Source organism: Salipiger pallidus, from assembly GCF_014643635.1.
GTDB lineage: Bacteria > Pseudomonadota > Alphaproteobacteria > Rhodobacterales > Rhodobacteraceae > Salipiger > Salipiger pallidus.
This window is the reverse complement of record NZ_BMJV01000004.1, coordinates 266,217-284,117: the sequence shown is the minus strand read 5'-3', so window position 1 is coordinate 284,117 and position 17,901 is coordinate 266,217. Positions and strand designations below refer to the sequence as shown.

Sequence of the window (17,901 nt, the reverse complement as noted above, 5' to 3'; positions counted from 1 at the left end):
GGCATGGCCTCCCCCGACCAACGAGGAAAGGCCGCCACTGGCGGCCTTTCCCTTTCCCGCCCCGCGAAGATCCGGCTGGCCATCGTCACCGCCATCGCGCTTTTCGGGATCTGGGGCTTCGGCAGCCTCGGCGTCTGGCAGATCAACCGCCTCGCGTGGAAGACCGATCTCATCGCGCAGGTCGACGACCGGCTTGCCGCCGATCCCGTCCCCCTGCCCCCGGCATCAGACTGGCAGGATGTCAGCCGCGACGACGAATACACCAGTGTGACGCTGACCGGCACTTATCTCAACGACGAGGAGGTGCAGATCTACACTCCCTCCGATTACGGCCCCGCCGACTGGGTGCTGACCCCGATGGAGCTGACCTCGGGCGGCATCGTCATGGTCAACCGCGGGATCGTGCCGCAGGACATCGCCCTCACCGGCGATTTCGACCGCATCGACGGCGAGACCACCGTCACCGGCCTGCTGCGGATCTCGGAAAGCGAAGGCTGGCTGTTCTCGCGCGACAGCAACCCCGACGAGGGGCTGTGGTATCGCCGGGACATCGGGTCGATCACCGAAGCCAAGGGGTTCGAGAACGCAGCGCCCTTCTTCGTGGACGAAGAGTTGGCGACCACCGACAGCTGGCCGCGCGGCGGCCAGACAGTGGTGAGCTTCCGCAACTCGCACCTGAGCTATGCCATCACATGGTTTGCGCTCGCCCTCGTGGTGGCGGTTGCCTTCGTGCTGGTGCTGCGCTTCGAGCTGAAGCGCCGCTGACCCTTGCGCGCTGCCCTCGCGACAGGGCGGCGCGTTCTCTATACTGCGACCCAGCGATCTTGCAGCGCAGCTATATGCTCTGCACCGATCCCGCAGCAGCCCCCGATCATCGTGGCCCCCGCAGCGACCCATCTTTCGGTCCAGCGCAGGTAGGCTTGCGGCGACAGATCGTCCCGGATCGTCGCCAGCACCTCGTTGGCGGCGCCATCCTCGCCCCGCGCGGTAAAGGCGTTGGCATAGACCCCCACGGAAATCGCCTGCTCTGCCGCATCAAGCTGCGCGCGCGTCTCGCGCACCGCGCGCTCCATCACCTCGGGCATGGAGCAGTTGAACAGCACCGCCCCCGCCCCCAGTTCAACCGCGAGCGCCACCGCATCGACCAGCGGCTCGCCCGAGCGCAGCGCCGGCGGGCGGGTGTCGTCACCGGGATCGTCCCGCAGACTCCACGAGATCCACAGCGGCTTGTCCGTGCCGGCAACCGCGTTCGCGGTAACGCGCGCCTCGGTGAGGCTGCTCATGGTCTCGGCCAGCCAGAAATCGGCATAAGGCTTTAGCGCGCTCACCAATACCGACAGGATGCGTGCGCCTTCCACGGGGTCGAAATTGCGCGGCAGGTAGGAGCCGCAGGCAGGCGGCAGGGATCCCGCCACCCGCGCCCCGGGGCGCACATCGCGCACTGCTTCGGCGGCCTCGCGGGCAAGTCGCCCGGCAAGTGCGGCCAGCTCGGCCCCCCGTGCGTCAAAACGGTCCTTTCCGAGGTGATAGGGCACGACGGCATAGGTGTTGGCCGTGGCAATGCTGGCGCCTGCGCGAAAGAACGCTTCATGCGCCTGCCGCACCGCGTCCGGCGCATCCATGAGCGCCCCCGCCGACCATTCCGGCTGGGTCAGTTCCGCGCCGAAGCGCATCAGCTCACGGCCAAGGCCGCCATCAAGAAGGGTGATCTGCGCGCCGCCCTGCACCATGTCCGGCCCCCTGCCGTCAAAAGGGAAAAGCGGGGGCCGCGTATCGCGCCGCCCCCGCTTCGCAGGTAGCTTGCCCCGGTCATCCTGCCAAGGGCCGCCGCTCGTGGCAGGACCAATGGGACCTCAGGCCTCAGGCTTCGGGCAGCCATTCCTCCAGCGTGACCTCGAAGGTCATGCAGATGGGGTTGCCTCCCGAGACGAACGGCCCACCGTGGATGATCCCCGAAGGGTCGGCCACGACACCCGACAGCGACGCCTCGACCGATCCGTCCTTGGACCGCACTTCACCGGCAAGGCTGACGATCTCGACCGCGGGCCCCGAGACGTGGATCTCGGTACCGTCATTGGCCAGCACGCAGGCATCCACGAGACTGCCGAGCGCGCCGCGCACAAAGGCGTTCTCGAACCCTTCCGCAAGGCACAGCTTCTCGATCCCGCGCACGAGATCCTCATTGGGCGCGATACGGGCATAGGCGACGCGGCCCATGCGGCCCTTCTCAACGACGGATCCGGGCTGGTCAGGCATGAGATTCATTGCGGGCGTCCTCTCTGAAGGGCTGTAGCAGGGGAATGTTGGTTTCAGGATCGAAGCTCTGGCGCAGGCTGAAGCCCTCGAAGGCAGTGACCAGAACCGGGATCGGCGTCGGCCCGATGATCGAGCGGTCCGGCAGGATGTGCCCGCCGCGATACTCGCCCCCCGAGGTGCGGATGGCGGCGTGGCAATGGACCAGCGGATCGCCTTCGGAGCTGAGCCCAAGCGTGGCATTGCCGAAGATCATGCAGGTCGGGCCAGCGTCGATGGGCGCCGAATAGGCGATCACCGCCTGCCCCGACGGATCGGGCGGCGCCACGCAATACGACAGCTGCGAAAAGAACCCGCCAAGGATCGTCGTCGAGGCCGAGGTCACGCCGACCGCCCGAAGCGGCTCGACGATGGCATCGCGCAGCGACTGGCCGGGCGTGAGGAGCAGGCGGAAATGCCGCCCCTCGAGATCGCTCTCGGACTGGATGCGGACCGGGTTGAAGCGGCCCGGGTGGCGCATGGACCGCGCCCGGTGCCGCGAAGGAAACTTGTTCATGGGACTGGTCCCTTGCGTTGAGGCGGCCCGCTCAGGCGGAGACCGCGGCCAAGACCCCGTCAGCCGGGGCCTGTTGCTGTTTCATCTCGTCACGGAAGCGGCGCCAGCGGCGCTGGTAGGTGCGGCTGCCCTCGAGGATGCCTTCGGCCGTGGCCTCGTCGATCTCGCGCACGATCTTGCCGGGGCTGCCAAGCACCATGGAATTGTCGGGAATGACCTTGCCTTCGGTCACCAGCGCATTGGCCCCGATCAGGCAGTTGTTGCCGATCTTCGCACCGTTGAGGATGGTCGCCCCCATGCCGATGAGGGTGCCGTCGCCGATCGTGCAGCCGTGGACCATGGCGCGGTGACCAATGGTCACGTTGCGCCCCACATGGATGGGAAAGCCGGGGTCCACATGCAGCACGCTCAGGTCCTGCACGTTCGATCCCTCTCCGATCTCGATGATGCCGTCGTCGGCGCGCAGCACCGCGCCGAACCAGATCGAGGCGTCGTTGCAAAGCCGCACATCACCAATAAGCGTGGCGGTAGGAGCGACCCAGGCCTCGCCGTCTTCCGGCCCGCGCGGGGCCGTGTCTCCGAGGGCATAGCCGATCATGAGGCCATCCCGTAGCTGCGGGGCGCGACGCCATCGAGCACGCCGCCGATGGTAAAGCCGCCGTCTACAGCCAGCACTTGCCCGTTGATGTAACCCGACTTGGACCCATCAAGCAGGAACAGAGCCGCCTGCGCGATTTCCTCGGAAGTGCCGTAGCGGCGCTGCGGCACGGTGTCGATCCAGCCCGCACGCATTTCCGGCGTGTGGTGATCACGCACCAGCGGCGTTTCGATCGGGCCCGGCGCGACCGCGTTGACGCGAATGCCGTGTTCGCTCAGCTCGACCGCCATGACCTTGGTCATGGAGATGACGCCGCCCTTGGTGGCACCATATGCGGTGCGGCCCACGTTGCCCATCATGCCCGACACAGATGCGATGTTGACGACAGCACCTTCGCCACGCGGCAGCATCCGGCGCGCGGCGGCCTTGGAGACCGTGAAGCTGCCGATCAGGTTGACCTCGAGCACCCGGCGAAACTCGTCCGCCGAGGTGTCGAGCGCACGGGCGTCATGCCCGATCCCGGCAGAGTTCACCACGCCGTAAAGCGTGCCGAAGCTGGCTTCGATTTCGTCGCAGAATGCTTCGACCGCGGCTTCGTCGGTGACGGAGGCCGCGCAGGTCAGCACATGGTCCGGATTGGGCAGCGAGGCGCGCGCGGTCTCGAGCGCGGCTTCGTTCATGTCCAGAATGGCGACCGCAAAGCCCGCCTTCTGGCAGGCCTCGGCGGTGGCATAGCCGATGCCCGACGCCCCCCCGGTGATGAGGATGGGTTTTACGATGCTCATGGGTTCTCCTCCCATATGGGGGTCAGTCTTGTGGCGGGGTGGCCAGAAGCACGAGTTCGGAGGTGATCGAGACGCGCCCCTGCCCCGTGGCAAGGATGCCCTCGAAGACGTTGGCGCTGCTGTCGACCACGGCGATGTCGATGTCCGCGTGACTGGGGCTGACATGGCCACGACGGACGAGAAATTCCGACACGTGGTCCTGCATGATGCTGTCCCCGGCAAAGCCCGCGCCGTTGAGACTGCCAAGGCCGATCACCGTCGCGCCGTCCCAGCCCATCTGCTCACAAAGCGCCATGCAGGTGGCGGGGATGTCCTCGTTCGGACGCAGGGTGACGGCAAGCGCCGTGGGCTTGGCCGCATCCTCGCCGACAGCGCCGAACAGACTGAAATTGGTTTCGGCGTCAGGCTGACGGTCGAAGAAGGCGGTCTCGAACCCCCGGGCGCGCAGGGTCTGCCCGGCCTCGGGGACGGTCTGGCCGCCCAGCAGATGCCCCAGCGCCCGGCGGCCATTGGCCAACGTCCAGATGCCGTGGCAGTGGACAAAGCCCGCCTCGCCGTCACGGCCCACGGACATGTAGCCCTGCCGGATCCGCGCCGGCCCCTGCGGGCTGCGCGGGGCGGAATACCACGCCAGCCGGTCCGGAAATTCCGACAGCGCCGGCACAACGTAGTCGATGCAGCTGCAGGCAAGGTTTTCGATCTCGACGAATCCGCCCTTCACACCCGCAGCATCGAACGCAGCGATGACCGCCGCCTCCAGAGAGGCTTCGCCATCGCAGGTGATTTCGATCTCGCGCAGGGGGGTGGCCACCGCCTGAACCCGCGCCTCGGCGGCGGGTCCGGGGTGGCGCAGCGGGGCGTTCACCCCGGGCAGCGCGTCTTGAGCGGGGCTGGTGTTGCGCATGGCAGCGGTCACTGCGCGGCCTCCAGCGTTACCAGCCCGCGCTCCACGAGGGTCTCGCGGATCAGCTTCTTGGTGATCTTGCCGTAGGAGGTCTTGGGCATCTCGTCGAAGAAGAAGACCTTGCGCGGCACCTTGTAGCCCGAGACCTTGGGTTTCAGGAACGACACCACGTCCTCTTCGGACACGGTTGCCCCCTCGCGCGCGACGCAGACGGCGACGCCCACCTCACCCCACTTGGGGTCGGGGATGCCAAGGACCGCCACTTCGGTTAGCCCGTCGAGGGTCAGCAGCTTTTCCTCGATCTCGCGCGGGTAGACGTTCGAGCCGCCCGAGATGTACATGTCCGAGCTGCGCCCGGTGATGTAGAGGTAGCCCTGCTCGTCCACGTGCCCCAGATCGCCGGTGCGGAAGAACCCGCCCCGGAAGCTTTTGGCATTGGCCTCAGGGTTGTCGTAGTAGCCCGCAAAGACCGCCGGGCCGCAGACGCAGATCTCGCCGGTCTCGAAGGGCGCAAGCTCGCGGCCCTCGTCGTCCTGGATCGACACCTGCATGCCGGTGCGCTCGTGCCCGCAGGAGCCGACGCGCATGTCCGCATCCTCAGCGAAATGCTCGGAAGGCGGCAGCACGGTGATGTTGCCGGTGACCTCGCCAAGGCCGAAATACTGCACCAGCACCGGGCCCAGCTTGTTCAGCGCATATTTCTGATCGGCGCGGTACATGGGCGCACCGGCATAAATCACCTGCTTGAGGCTCGAGCGGTCATGCTCGTCCACCGAAGGGTCCTCGACCAGCATCTTCACGATGGTCGGCACGGTGAACATGTTGGTCACCTTGTGCTCGGCCACGAGGAGCCATGCCTCGGAGACATCGAACTTGCCCTTGGGCAGCAGCACCATGCCGCCGCCCGCCGCGGCGTTCACCAGCTGGTGGATGCCCGCACCATGCGAGAGCGGCGCCACCACCAGAGACATGTTGTCGACGTTCGAGCCGGGCATCAAATCGTTGAGGTGATTGAGCACAACGAAGGACATGTGCCCGTGGGTCAGAACGGCCGCCTTGGGACGCCCGGTTGTGCCGGAGGTGAAGAAGAACCAGCAGGGATCGTCGCGGTCCACCGGTTCGTTGGCAACGCTTGCGCCCATGAATTCGGACACGATGGTGTCAAAATCATCCGCGCCGTCACCGCCAATGGTGATGTGCCGGTCAATGCCGTCACAGGCCGCCACATGATCGGGGAATTCGGCCCCGGTGATCATCAGCGTCGACCCCGAACTTTGCGCCAGCCACGCCACCTCATCGGGGCTCTGGCGGAAGTTGGTGGGCACCCAGACCGCACCAAGCCGGAAGCAGGCGAACATGCTTTCAAACATCTGGTTGCAGTTCTGCGACTGCACCAGCACGCGGGTGCCCTTGGTGACGCCGAAGCGTTCCATCATGGCCGCGGCAAGCGCCGACACGCGGGCATCCATCTCGGCCCAGGTCCAGATCGTGCCCTCCCAGATCACCGCCGGGCGGTCCGGGTAACGGCGCGCGTTGCGGGTGAGGAAATGGGCAAGGTTGGCCACCCGGGTCGTCTGGGGCGCGATGCCCCCCACCGGGTCCGCCAGGGGGGAGGTGAAGTTCATGTCATTCATTTCACACGCTCCATGATCGAGCAGTAGTTGGCGACGGCAGCGCCGCCCATGTTGAAGACCCCGGCCACGTTGGCCTTTTCGGCCTGCACGCCCTCGGGCGCCTCGCCGGCCAGCTGCATCGCAGCCATCACGTGCATCGACACGCCGGTGGCCCCGATGGGATGGCCCTTGGACTTCAGCCCGCCCGACAGGTTGATCGGCAGCTTGCCGCCCCGCGCCGAGACACCATTGCGAATGACGTCCGCTCCCTTGCCCGGCTCAGCAAGGCCCATGGCTTCGTATTCGATGAGCTCGGCGATGGTGAAGCAGTCGTGGGTTTCGACGAAATCAAGATCATCGAGCGTCATGCCCGCCTCTTCAAGCGATCCCGCCCAGGCACGGCGCGCGCCGTCGAAGGCGATTGGATCGCGGCGCGACAGGGCCAACACGTCGTTGGTGTGGGTCGATGCGCGGAAGGCGATGGCACGCTCAAGATCGGCGGCGATGTCGGGGTGCACCACGATCATGGCAGCGGCACCGTCCGAGATCAGCGAACAGTCGGTGCGGCGCAGGGGCTGCGCGACGTAGGGGTTCTTGTCACTGATGGTGTTGCACTGCTCGACCGAGAATGCCTTTTGCATGTGCGCATAGGGGTTCGCCGCGCCATTGGTGTGGTTCTTGGACGCGATCATCGCCAGCGCTTCGGACTGGTCGCCGTATTTCTGGAAATAGCTCTGCGCGATGCGTCCGAAGAGGCCCGCAAAGCCACCCGTGACGTCAGCTTCTTCCTTGCGGTAACTGGCGCCCAGCAGGATATCGCCCACGTCCGCGGTCGGCAGGGCGGTCATCTTCTCGACGCCCACGACCAGCGCCACCTTGCCCCGGCCCGATTCAATGAAATCAAGCGCCGCATACAGCGCGGCCGACCCGGTGGCGCAGGCGTTTTCGACCCGCACGGCGGGCTTTAGCGCCAGATCCTCGGCCACCATGCCGGGCAATGCGCCGATGAAATCCTGCTTCGAAAAGCCGTTGTTGAAGCAGCCGACGAAGATGCCGTCGACCATGGACGCAGGTACGCCTGCGTGGTCCAGCGCCGGGGGCACCACCTCGGCCAGCAGCGCTTCGGTGTCGGGGGCTTCGGATTTGCCGAAACGCGTGTGCGCCCAGCCTGCGATCTGTGCCAACGTCATGGGATTCTCCTCCTGGTTTGGGTCAGGCGCTGTGACGCGGTCTGGACCCTGATTTCGGCGCCTGCGCGCTGTCGCGCGGGCGGATGTTGCTGCCATGCCCGGCGCCGTGACGGCGTGCGAGACGGCTTTCGACCTGCTCTACCGCCTCGGCGATGCGGGCGGCGATTTCGTGCTGGCGGTCGGGGCTCATGCGGCTGTCGATGGCCGCCACCGACAGCGCTCCGACAGCGTGCCCGTCGGGCATGCGGATGGCGCGGCCGATGGCCCAGCTGTTGGCCAGCACCATGCCGGGGTTAAGCGCCCAGCCCCGTTCCCGGGTCTGGGCCACCGCATCGCGCAGGGCCGGCACCGAGGCGCGGGGGTAGTCCTCTGCCAGCAGGCGGGCGTTTTGCTCGAGGATCTCTTCGACCTCGTCATCGTCGAGCGCGGCGAGTATCGACAACGATCCGGCCCCCACGCCAAGCGGGTGGCGGTAGCCCACTTGCAAGGCCTGAACGCGGATCGGGAAGTCGCCTTCCTCTTTGTGGACGCACAGCGCGAAGACATCGCGGCGTACGGAGAGAAACGCAGTGTCTCCAGTGGCTTCAGCGAGCCTTTGAACGCTGTCGTGGGCCACGTCGAGCAGCCCGAACCGCTGCGCCGCAAGCGAGCCGAGCAGATAGATTTCCTCGCCCAGCATGTAGCATTTGGTCTGGGGATCCTGATCCACCATGCCGCTATACATCAGCGACAGCAGCAGCCGGCGGGCGGTTGGACGGCTTAGGCCGGTTTCCTCGACGATCTCGCCAATGCCCATGCCATGCACCGGATTGCGCCCGAGCAGCGGCAACAGGCCAAGGGCGCGGGACACGCTTTGCGCCCCGGCGATCTGCCCCTGGTCGGGAAGAGCGATTCTAGGCTGCTTCATGCTGCGACCTTCAACTTGCGATGTTCCTCCCCTCGGGCGGCCTGCCTTATTAGACAGTCAACGAAACCGTGATTTTCGCCCAATGCATCCACATTGTGGACACCCATAAATGATGACAACGTGCATGCTGCTTCGTCAAATGATTTATTTAACCTTTAAATTCAGATAGATGATTGTAATTGCCGAAAATGGTGAAGATTCTTGACCAAATCGACTTGAATCGAAGTCCACCTTATGGACACACTCCAGCACGCTGTTGGAGGACAGCACCGGATTTCGACATATCCTAGGGAGGACATCATGACCTATCTGCGCAAGACGGCGGTGGCATTTGCCGCACTGGCCCTCACCCACACAGTTTCCGCAGCTTCGGCCGAGACGCTGCGACTGTCGCACAACACCGGCGACACCACCACCTGGCAGAAGGGCTCGGACAAGTTCGCGGAACTGGTCTCGGAAGGCACCGGCGGCGACACCACCGTCCGCATCTTCCCCAATGCCCAGCTGACCGGCGGCGACCAGATGAAACAGGCCGAGATGGTTGGCCGCGGCTCCATCGACTTCGTCGTCACATCGGCGATCAACGTGACCCCGCTGGTCCCAGAGATGGCGGTGTTCTCGCTACCCTACCTCTACTCGAACTACGACGAGGTCGATGCGACCACCTCCGGCGCACCCGGCGAGCGCATGGGCGAGATCCTCGCCGAGCACGGCCTGCACCTGCTGGCCTGGGGCGAGAACGGCTTCCGCGAAGTGACCAACAACAAGCATCCGATCAAGACGCCCGATGACCTTTCTGGTCTCAAGATGCGCGTCGCGGGTCCGATGTACATCGACGTGATGGAAGCGCTCGGCGCCAACCCCCAGCAGATGCAATGGACGGAGACCTTCTCGGCGCTGCAGCAGGGCGTGGTCGACGGCCAGGAGAACCCCATCGGCGCGGTGATCATCCCGCAGCGTGTCTACGAGGTGCAGAAGTACATCACCCCGTGGCACTATTCCTACGACCCGATCTTCATCGCCACCTCCGAGAAGAACTGGGAGAGCTGGGATGAGGAAACCCGCGAGCTGATGTCTTCTGCCGCCGAAGAAGCGATGGAATACCAGAAGGAAATCACCCGCGAGGCAACCGCCTCGGGTCTCGAGACCCTGAAGGCCGAGGGCATGGAGGTTTACGAGCCGACCGATGCCGACCTCGATGCCTTCCGCAGCGCCACCCAGACCGCCTTCGACAAGTGGGCGGACAAGGTCGGTACCGATCTCGTGGGCCTCTTCCAGGAGACCATCGAAGGCGGCTCCACCGCTTCGCAGTAAGCGCATGCGATGACACGGGGGGGGCGTCGACCGAAACACGGTCCGGCGCCCCTTGCATATCGGCCCGGCGCGCAGGCCCGCGCCGGGCGATCCCCCACAGCGCCGCCCCAAGGCATGGCGGGCCCCGTACCCGACCGGAGCGCACTGGGAAACCGATTGTGATTGCGCTAACGGTTCCGGCAAAAGTTCCTGCGCGCTCATACGAATCGACGCCCGTCTCGGGAGGAGACCATGAAGAAACTTCTGCACAATTTCGAAGCCTGGATCTCGGTGGCAATCTTCCTTGGCATGACCGCCATCGGGTTTGCCAACGTGGTCGTACGCTACCTGACCAGCTATTCCTTCGCCTCGACGCAGGAGTTGCTGCTGACCGGCTTTCTTTTGCTGACCGTATTCGGTGCCTCCATGGCTGCCCGTGAAGGCCAGCACCTGGCGGTGACCTATTTCGCCGGGCTCTTCGGCGCCCGCGTCGAAGGCATCGTCAAGATCATCGCCGCCATCATCAGCGTGGTGCTGCTGCTGCTCGCCGCGTGGTACTGCTGGGAGCTGGTGGCGAACCAGCTGGCGTCAGGCGTGACCTCCCCGGGCCTCGGGGTTCCGGCCTGGTACTACTCGGTCGCCCTGCCTTTCGCCTTCGTGCTGATCGCCATCCGCACAATCGAGTTCACCATCAGTGACCACCGCGAGACGCGCGATCTCATCGCCGAGGCCGCCCGCGTTCCCGGCACCCCGCCCGAGGATACGCTGCGCAAAAACACCACCCGCCGCACGGAGGCCGCAGATGCTTGATATTTCCGCGGGCACGCAAATGCTCATCCTCTTCGCCTTCCTGCTGCTGATCCGGGTGCCGGTGGCGTTCTCGCTCGGCGTGTCTGCCATGTACGCCATGTGGCAGATGGGCTTCGGGCTCGATCTCGTGGGCGACCTGATCTCTTCGGGCATCACCAAGTTCTCGCTTCTGGCGATCCCGTTCTTCATTCTCGCGGGCATGCTCATGGGCACCGCCGGCCTTGCGGACCGCATGGTGCGCTTCTTCCGCATCCTCATCGGCTCGCTCCCGGGCGGCATGGGGGTCGTGGGCGTGGTCGTGTCGCTGTTCTGGGGCGCGGTCTCTGGCTCGGGCCCGGCCTCGGTGGCGGCCATCGGCCCGATGATCATGCGCGGCATGGTCGATGACGGCTATTCGCGCGCCTATGCCGCGGCTCTGGTCTGCACCGGCGCGGCGCTTTCCATCGTGATCCCACCGTCGATCGGCCTCGTGGTCTACGGTGTGATCGCCGAAGTCTCGATCGGCAGCCTCTTCATCGCGGCGATCCTGCCGGGCATCATCATGGGCGTCATGATGCTGGCCACCCTGCCCTTTGCCCGCCGCCACGCCGGCGGCGCTCCGGATGCGCTTGCGGAAAAGCACCGGGCCGAGGTCTCCTACGGTGATGCGCCCTGGGCCAAACAGGTCTGGCTCAGCTTCAAGGACGCCTTCTGGGGCCTGCTGACCCCGGTGGTGATCCTGGGCGGCATCTACGTGGGCATCTTCACCCCCACCGAGGCCGCCATCATCGCGGCGGTCTACGCCATGGCTCTGGGGTTCTTCGTATACCGCACCCTGACGCTGACCTCGCTGGTTGAGGTGGTCAAGGAAAGCGCCCGCGCAAGTTCCGTGGTGCTCATGGTGGTGACCTTCGCAAGCCTCTTCGGCTGGGTGGTCACGGTAGATGACGTGGTCGGCAAGTACTCCGAGGCGTTGCTATCGTTCTCGCATGCGCCGTTCCTCGTGCTGATGGTCATCGCGCTTGTGCTGCTGATCGCCGGTATGTTCATGGACGCCATCACCATCATGTTCATCTGCCTGCCGGTGTTCCTGCCGGTGGTGCATGAAATGGGCTGGGACCCGGTGTGGTTCGGCATCTTCCTGTCGATCACCCTTGCCATCGGCCTCTTCACCCCGCCGGTGGGCATCAACCTCTTCGTGGCGGCCAACATCACCGGCCTCACGCTCGAGCGTATCGCCGGCTCGGCCCTGCCCTTCCTCATCACGAGCCTTATCGGCATCGCGGTGGTGGGCGCATGGCCCGAACTGACCGGCTACCTGCTCACCTGGATGCAGTAAGCCTCGCGCCGGGGCAGCCCACCTGCCCCGGCCACCCCTTCCCCGACGCCGCCATTGCCAAGAATACTCCGGGGGCGTCGCCGCAGGAGACGGGGACGAAGCCCCCGGCCTATCGGCTGACCCGGCAGCACGGCACTGTCCCACCACGCGCCCCCATCTGATCCTGCATGCGCCATTCCTCCGGCCATGGAGACATGGCGATCCGGCCACCGCGCTGTCGTGCAGATAGAGCTGGGCCAGCCACCCATCGTCAGCTACCCCGGTCCGCAGACGCGAAGCCGCGCAGCGGCCAGCGGCGCATGCCCGTGCTCTTCCCCCACATCCCCGCCCCTACCGAGAAGCGCCTCCAGACACTTGCGATCCCGTTGCACGGGTCAAGGCGCATGAGACGAGCTCGAGGGACATCACGAACGGCACCGGTGGGTCCTGCGCGGGCCTGTCGCCCACACACGGCTGCCCCCGCTTGACACTTCGCCGCGAGGGCGGAACTGTCGCCGCGCCGCCTTCCCGGCATGCACTGCCCCTGAAAGGACCCTCCATGACAATCATGACCCTCGAAAGCCTCGCCCAGCAGGTGGCGAGCGGACAGATCGACACCGTCCTCGTGGCGTTTGTCGACATGCAGGGGCGGCTCATGGGCAAACGCTTCCACGCGGCGCATTTCCTCGACAGTGCAGGCAGCGGGACACATTGCTGCAACTACCTCATCGCCACCGATCTCGATATGGCGACCCCCGAAGGGTATGACGCTGTGAACTGGCAGAAGGGCTTTGGCGACTACGCCCTGAAGCCCGACCTTGCCACGCTGCGCCCGGTGCCGTGGCTCAATGCCACCGCGCTGGTGATCTGCGATCTCTTCGATCCCGCCACGGACGCACCCATCGCGCTGTCCCCACGTCAGATTCTGCGGACCCAGATCGAGCGCGCCCGCGCCATGGGATTCGAGCCGATGATGGCGACCGAGCTCGAATTCTTCCTCTTTGCACGCAGCTATGACGAGATCCGCGCCAGCGGCTGGCGCGATCTTGAGACGCTGGTGCGCTACAATCAGGATTACTCGATCCAGTTCGGCGCCCGCGAGGAACACATCATGCAGCCGGTGCGCAATGCGCTCTATGCCATGGGTGTGCCGGTTGAGAACACCAAGGGCGAGGCCGAGGCAGGCCAGCACGAGCTCAACATCCGTTACGCGGACGGGATGCTGGCCTGCGACCAGCACGTGATCTCCAAGCAGGCGGTGAAGGAAATCGCCTTCCAGAAGGGCCATGGTGCAACCTTCATGGCCAAGTGGCAGGCGGACAAGGTGGGCAGCGCCGCGCACCTGCACCAGTCGCTGTTCGAGGGCGGCCGCAATGTCTTCCACGACCCGAAGGGCGACCACGGCATGTCGGGGCTGATGCGCAGCTACGTGGCCGGGCTGTTGAAATATGCGCCCGACTGCCTGCTGCTGATGGCGCCCTACATCAACAGCTACAAGCGTTTCGTGCCCGGTACATTCGCCCCCACCCGCATCGCGTGGTCGGTGGACAACCGCACCGCGGGCTTCCGCCTCGTTGGCGAGAACACCAGGGCGGTGCGGGTCGAAACCCGCATCCCGGGCTCCGACATGAACCCCTACCTCACCGCCGCCAGCCAGCTGGCCGCCGGTCTCGCGGGGATCGAGGAAGGGCTGGACCTAGCGCCGCCCTCCACGGGAGACATATACGGCGACGACCGCGCGCCGGACGTGCCCTCGACGATCGAGGCGGCGCTGGCAGCGTTCCAAGGCTCGGAGATGCTGCGGACCGCGCTGGGACCGGAGGTCATCGCGCATTATTCCCGCGCCGCCGAGGTCGAGATCGAGGATTACGCCCGCGCGGTCACCGATTACGAGCTGCGCCGAGGCTTCGAGAAGGCCTGAGCCCATGCCAGTGCGTGCGACCGACCGGTAGTCCTGCCACCATCCAGGGACGACGGGCAAACGTCGTCTGCCGGAATATCCTGACAGGCTGCTGACGACGTCGCCGTCCGAGAAGCCCGGCAACTGAACACCGCGTTTCCGGCCGTTCTCGTTGCGCCGAAGGCCTCAGATCGCGTTGGGAGCCAAGAATATTCCGGCGAAACACGGCGTCAGGGTGTTGGCTCTGCAGCCTGCCAATCATGCGGCGCGCCCCGCGACGGCGCGCCGCCGCGCATCAGGCGATGGTGGTCGTGAGGCTGCCCAGCCCCTCGATCTCGACCCGGCAGACATCGCCCGACGCCAGCTTGCCCACACCAGCAGGCGTGCCCGTCATGATGAGATCGCCCGGAGCCAGTTCCACGCTTTGCGACAGGAAAGCGATGATGGCGGGCACGGGCCAGATCATCTCGGACAGATCACCGTCCTGCTTCAGGTCATCGTTGACCCAGAGCTTGATGGCCCCCTTGTCAGGGTGCCCGACCCCGGACACCGGGTGCATCGCCGCGATGGGCGCCGAGCGGTCGAAGCCCTTGGCAAGATCCCAAGGCCGGCCCATGTCCTTGGCCACCGCCTGCATGTCGCGGCGCGTCAGGTCGTTGCCCACCGCGTAGCCCCAGACATGGCCGAGCGCGTCGCTTTCGGCGATGTCACGGCCGCCGGTGCCGATCGCCACCACCAGTTCCGCCTCGAAATGCAGGTTCTCGGTCTGCGGCGGATAGGGAATGGTAGCGCCGTCCGGCACCACCGTGTCCCCCGGCTTCGAGAAGAAGAACGGCGGCTCACGGTCCGGGTCCTTGCCCATCTCGCGGGCGTGGGCGGCGTAGTTGCGTCCCACGCAGTAGATGCGGCGGACGGGGAAACGCTCGTCGCTGCCGACAATGGCAACCGAGGGTTGCTCGACCTTGGGTATGTCTTGGGCCATGGGGGCTCCTTTGCGGGTCTGGCGCGCCGAGCGGCGGCACGGGTCCGGGCCAAGCCATAGCCTCGTGTGCCCCCCGGAATCCAGCCTTGCCTGCCTGAGCGGCGCGCGCGCCCGAGGAAGTTGCCTGTCTCCACCCACTGTTGCCACACCAACGATTGACACTCCCCCGCCCTGCACGCTCAATCGGCGCCCGAAAGGCCCGGCACGAATGCGGGGCGACGACTCGCAGAAGGGAAGAGGGACGATGACCGGCGCAGGGCAGCAGGGTACACGCAAGACCGTCGCGGTGATCGGGGCGGGCATCGTCGGGGTGTCTACGGCAATATGGCTGCAGCGTGCCGGGCATGACGTGATCCTCATTGACCGCGACGGCCCTGCCGCGGGCACCAGCCACGGCAATGGCGGCGTGCTCGCCGCCTGTTCGGTGGTGCCGGTGACGACCCCCGGGCTTTGGCGCAAGGCCCCGGGAATGCTGCTGGATCCGAACCAGCCGCTGTTCCTCAAGTGGCCCTACCTGCCGAAACTGGCACCGTGGCTCATGAAATACATGTCCCACGCCACGCCCGAGGCGGTGCGCCACCGCGCCCGCGCCATGACTGCGCTGATCGGCAGCAGCCTCGACGACCACCTTGCTCTTGCGACGGGAACCGGGGCCGAACGCTGGCTGCACCCGGACGATTACCTCTTCGTCTACAACGATCGCGCCCATTACGAGGGCGACGCCTTCGGCTTCGAGGTGCGGTGCGAGAACGGGTTCAACTGGGACATTCTCGAAGGGCAGGCCTTCCGCGATTACGATCCCATCTGGTCCCCCACCCTCGGCTTCGCGGCGCGCTTCGGCGATCATGGCCGGGTGTCGGACCCCGGTGCCTACGTCAGGGCGCTGGCCGATCACGTGGTGGCGCAAGGCGGCAGGCTGATCCGGGCCGAGGTGACGGACGTGGCGCAGGCGGCCGGGCGCCTCACCGGGCTGCGCGCCGGGGGAGAGACCATTGCCTGCGACGCCGCCGTGCTGACCACGGGGATCTGGTCCGGGCCTCTTGCCCGCAAGCTGGGGCTGGACGTGCCGATGGAGGCGGAACGGGGCTATCATCTTGAACTGCTCGAGCCGTCGGTAATGCCCCGCGCACCGATGATGATCGCCGCGGGCAAGTTCGTGGCGACCCCGATGGAAGGACGCATCCGCCTTGCAGGGATCGTGGAGTTCGGCGGGCTGAAAGCGCCGCCCTCGCGCGCGGCCTTTGCCCTGCTGGAACGGCAGATCCGCGCGGCCATCCCGGGGCTGACGTGGAAAGACACCCGCGAATGGATGGGCTTCCGCCCCTCGGTGGCCGATTCCCTGCCGGTGATCGGCCCGGCCCCAGCCGTGGAGGGCGCCTTTGTGGGGTTCGGCCATGACCATGTAGGCCTGACGGGCGGTCCGCGTAGCGGCCAGCTGTTAGCCCGGATGGTGTCCGGCACCGCCACCAACACCGATGTCGCGGCCTATGCCCCGGACCGGTTCCGCCGATAGGCCCATGACGAGGCTTGGTTGAGCCTGTCGCGGGCGCCCCCTCGCGTTCCGCAGAAAAGGCCCCTGAAAGGCTCTTGGCTGCGCCCGGAGTGGCTTCACCCTCCCCCGGCTTTCGGTCTATGAGGTCACGCAAACGCCCCGGTCTTCCCCGGCTGCCGCCCGACGCGACATGCTACATGGCCGTTGGGCGTGCTCCCGTTGCCAGCCCGGACCGAGCCATGCCCCCGCCCGGACACCATTCAAAGAGGACCGTTTCGTGTCTCCGCTTGCCTTCTGCGCCCGCAACGGGCGCTGGCTTCTGGTCGCAGGCCTTCCCGTGGCCATTGCCATCCCGCCCCTGGCCATCGCCATACGACCCCTCCTGCCCGAGCTTGTCGCACTTATGCTGTTCCTCGCCGCCCTTAGGATCGGCCCGAGGCGCGCGGTCGGCGCGCTGCACGAATTGCGCGGCACCGCGCTTCTCGCGCTGTGTTTTCAGGTGGCGATGCCCCTCACCATGCTGGCGCTGTTTGCGCTGGCGGGGGTCGAAACCCACCCGGCGGCGCTTGCGCTGGTGCTGGGCTGGTCGGCCTCGCCCATCGCCGGAAGCCCCAACCTGACGTTGATGGTGGGTGGAGATCCCGCGCCGTCGCTGCGGCTGCTGATCTTCGGAACGGCGGTGCTGCCGCTGACCGTTGTGCCGGTGTTCTGGGGCCTCCCGGTGCTTGGCAGCGCCGAGGCGGTGACCGCCTCCGTGCTCAAGCTGTTGGCCACGATCGGGCTGGCGGCAGGGCTGGCCTTTGCGCTGCGCACGTGGCCCCTGCGCGAGCTGACGGATAAAGGGCGCACCCGGATTGACGGTCTGTCGGCGATCACCATGACCGTGATGGTGCTGGGGCTGATGTCCGAAGTGGGCCCCGCCCTGATCCACCGCCCGGTGGAACTGGCCGGGTGGATGGCGCTGGCACTGGCGGCAAACCTCGGGCCGCAACTGACGCTGGCCTGGCTCGGACGCGGAAAGGTCGCCCCCGCCACTCTGCCCGCCCTTGCGATCAGCGCTGGCAACCGCAACATTGCGCTGTTCCTCGTGGCGCTGCCACCGCAGGTGATGGACACCCTGCTGCTGTTCATCGGCTGCTACCAGGTGCCGATGTACCTCACGCCCCTCATCATGCAGCGCGTATACCGACAGGAGCGCTGAACTCCCGGGCGCTTCGCCGCTCAGATCCAATGCGTCCCCCGTGACGGCCCCACCGCGGTGCAGCGCCGGGTGCGACTGGTGATTTCCCCTTTGACGAGGGTGGCAAGCGTGCGATGACCG

At 66.3% G+C, this 17,901-nt stretch carries 17 protein-coding genes; 7 read left to right on the top strand and 10 right to left on the bottom strand.

All coding sequences use genetic code 11. The annotated features are described in order from the left end of the window. Window positions 1-3: 3 nt before the first annotated feature. Window positions 4-765 (top strand): SURF1 family protein, encoded by a 762-nt coding sequence (locus IEX41_RS11405; RefSeq protein ID WP_188790375.1) that lies wholly within the window; start codon window positions 4-6, stop codon window positions 763-765. A gap of 38 nt (window positions 766-803) precedes the next feature. Here IEX41_RS11405 and IEX41_RS11400 read toward each other — a convergent pair whose 3' ends face one another. The 9 genes from IEX41_RS11400 to IEX41_RS11360 form a co-directional block, all read right to left on the bottom strand. Further along, a complete protein-coding gene (locus IEX41_RS11400) occupies window positions 804-1,730 on the bottom strand; it encodes a homocysteine S-methyltransferase family protein (protein WP_188790374.1) in 927 nt (308 codons plus the stop codon). Between the two features lie 130 nt (window positions 1,731-1,860). Then, a complete protein-coding gene (locus tag IEX41_RS11395) occupies window positions 1,861-2,265 on the bottom strand; it encodes a PPC domain-containing DNA-binding protein (RefSeq protein WP_229673164.1) in 405 nt (134 codons plus the stop codon). Beyond that, window positions 2,249-2,809 (bottom strand): PPC domain-containing DNA-binding protein, encoded by a 561-nt coding sequence (locus IEX41_RS11390; RefSeq protein ID WP_229673162.1) that lies wholly within the window; start codon window positions 2,807-2,809, stop codon window positions 2,249-2,251. Before IEX41_RS11390 ends, IEX41_RS11395 begins: the two co-directional genes overlap by 17 nt. 31 nt (window positions 2,810-2,840) lie before the next feature. Further along, a complete protein-coding gene (locus IEX41_RS11385; RefSeq protein ID WP_188790373.1) occupies window positions 2,841-3,407 on the bottom strand; it encodes a gamma carbonic anhydrase family protein in 567 nt (188 codons plus the stop codon). After that, window positions 3,404-4,192 carry an SDR family NAD(P)-dependent oxidoreductase gene (locus IEX41_RS11380; protein WP_188790372.1) on the bottom strand — a complete coding sequence of 263 codons (789 nt, stop codon included), beginning with the start codon at window positions 4,190-4,192 and terminating at the stop codon, window positions 3,404-3,406. The genes IEX41_RS11385 and IEX41_RS11380 overlap by 4 nt, the downstream gene beginning before the upstream one ends. A 22-nt stretch (window positions 4,193-4,214) precedes the next feature. Then, window positions 4,215-5,108, bottom strand: coding sequence for a DUF296 domain-containing protein (locus IEX41_RS11375; protein WP_188790371.1), 894 nt, complete (start codon window positions 5,106-5,108; stop codon window positions 4,215-4,217). Further along, window positions 5,105-6,730 carry an acyl-CoA synthetase gene (locus IEX41_RS11370; RefSeq protein ID WP_188790370.1) on the bottom strand — a complete coding sequence of 542 codons (1,626 nt, stop codon included), beginning with the start codon at window positions 6,728-6,730 and terminating at the stop codon, window positions 5,105-5,107. The genes IEX41_RS11375 and IEX41_RS11370 overlap by 4 nt, the downstream gene beginning before the upstream one ends. After that, window positions 6,727-7,899 carry an acetyl-CoA acetyltransferase gene (locus IEX41_RS11365; RefSeq protein ID WP_188790369.1) on the bottom strand — a complete coding sequence of 391 codons (1,173 nt, stop codon included), beginning with the start codon at window positions 7,897-7,899 and terminating at the stop codon, window positions 6,727-6,729. Before IEX41_RS11365 ends, IEX41_RS11370 begins: the two co-directional genes overlap by 4 nt. Before the next feature lie 22 nt (window positions 7,900-7,921). Next, entirely contained in the window at window positions 7,922-8,806 is an 885-nt protein-coding gene (locus IEX41_RS11360; protein WP_188790368.1) for an IclR family transcriptional regulator, read from the bottom strand. A 300-nt stretch (window positions 8,807-9,106) separates the two neighbouring features. Between IEX41_RS11360 and IEX41_RS11355 the strand changes: the two genes are divergently transcribed. The 4 genes from IEX41_RS11355 to IEX41_RS11340 all read left to right on the top strand — a co-directional run bounded on the left by IEX41_RS11355 (window position 9,107) and on the right by IEX41_RS11340 (window position 14,127). After that, window positions 9,107-10,120: a DctP family TRAP transporter solute-binding subunit gene (locus IEX41_RS11355; RefSeq protein WP_188790367.1), complete on the top strand. Its 1,014-nt coding sequence runs from the start codon at window positions 9,107-9,109 to the stop codon at window positions 10,118-10,120. 231 nt (window positions 10,121-10,351) lie between these two features. Next, the gene (locus tag IEX41_RS11350) at window positions 10,352-10,909 is read left to right on the top strand and encodes a TRAP transporter small permease (protein WP_188790366.1); all 558 of its coding nucleotides are present in this window, start codon (window positions 10,352-10,354) and stop codon (window positions 10,907-10,909) included. Beyond that, window positions 10,902-12,227 (top strand): TRAP transporter large permease, encoded by a 1,326-nt coding sequence (locus tag IEX41_RS11345; protein WP_188790365.1) that lies wholly within the window; start codon window positions 10,902-10,904, stop codon window positions 12,225-12,227. The genes IEX41_RS11350 and IEX41_RS11345 overlap by 8 nt, the downstream gene beginning before the upstream one ends. 538 nt (window positions 12,228-12,765) lie before the next feature. Further along, entirely contained in the window at window positions 12,766-14,127 is a 1,362-nt protein-coding gene (locus IEX41_RS11340) for a glutamine synthetase family protein (RefSeq protein WP_188790364.1), read from the top strand. Window positions 14,128-14,401: 274 nt separating this feature from the next. On the opposite strand, the gene IEX41_RS11335 is transcribed toward IEX41_RS11340, so the two are convergent. After that, the gene (locus tag IEX41_RS11335; RefSeq protein ID WP_188790363.1) at window positions 14,402-15,088 is read right to left on the bottom strand and encodes a fumarylacetoacetate hydrolase family protein; all 687 of its coding nucleotides are present in this window, start codon (window positions 15,086-15,088) and stop codon (window positions 14,402-14,404) included. Window positions 15,089-15,332: 244 nt separating this feature from the next. On the opposite strand from IEX41_RS11335, the gene IEX41_RS11330 reads away from it, so the two are divergent. Both IEX41_RS11330 and IEX41_RS11325 read left to right on the top strand, forming a co-directional pair. After that, window positions 15,333-16,601, top strand: coding sequence for an NAD(P)/FAD-dependent oxidoreductase (locus IEX41_RS11330; protein ID WP_188790362.1), 1,269 nt, complete (start codon window positions 15,333-15,335; stop codon window positions 16,599-16,601). Between the two features lie 256 nt (window positions 16,602-16,857). Next, complete coding sequence (locus IEX41_RS11325) at window positions 16,858-17,781, top strand: hypothetical protein (protein ID WP_188790361.1); 924 nt, start codon at window positions 16,858-16,860, stop codon at window positions 17,779-17,781. The last annotated feature ends 120 nt before the right edge of the window (window positions 17,782-17,901 follow it).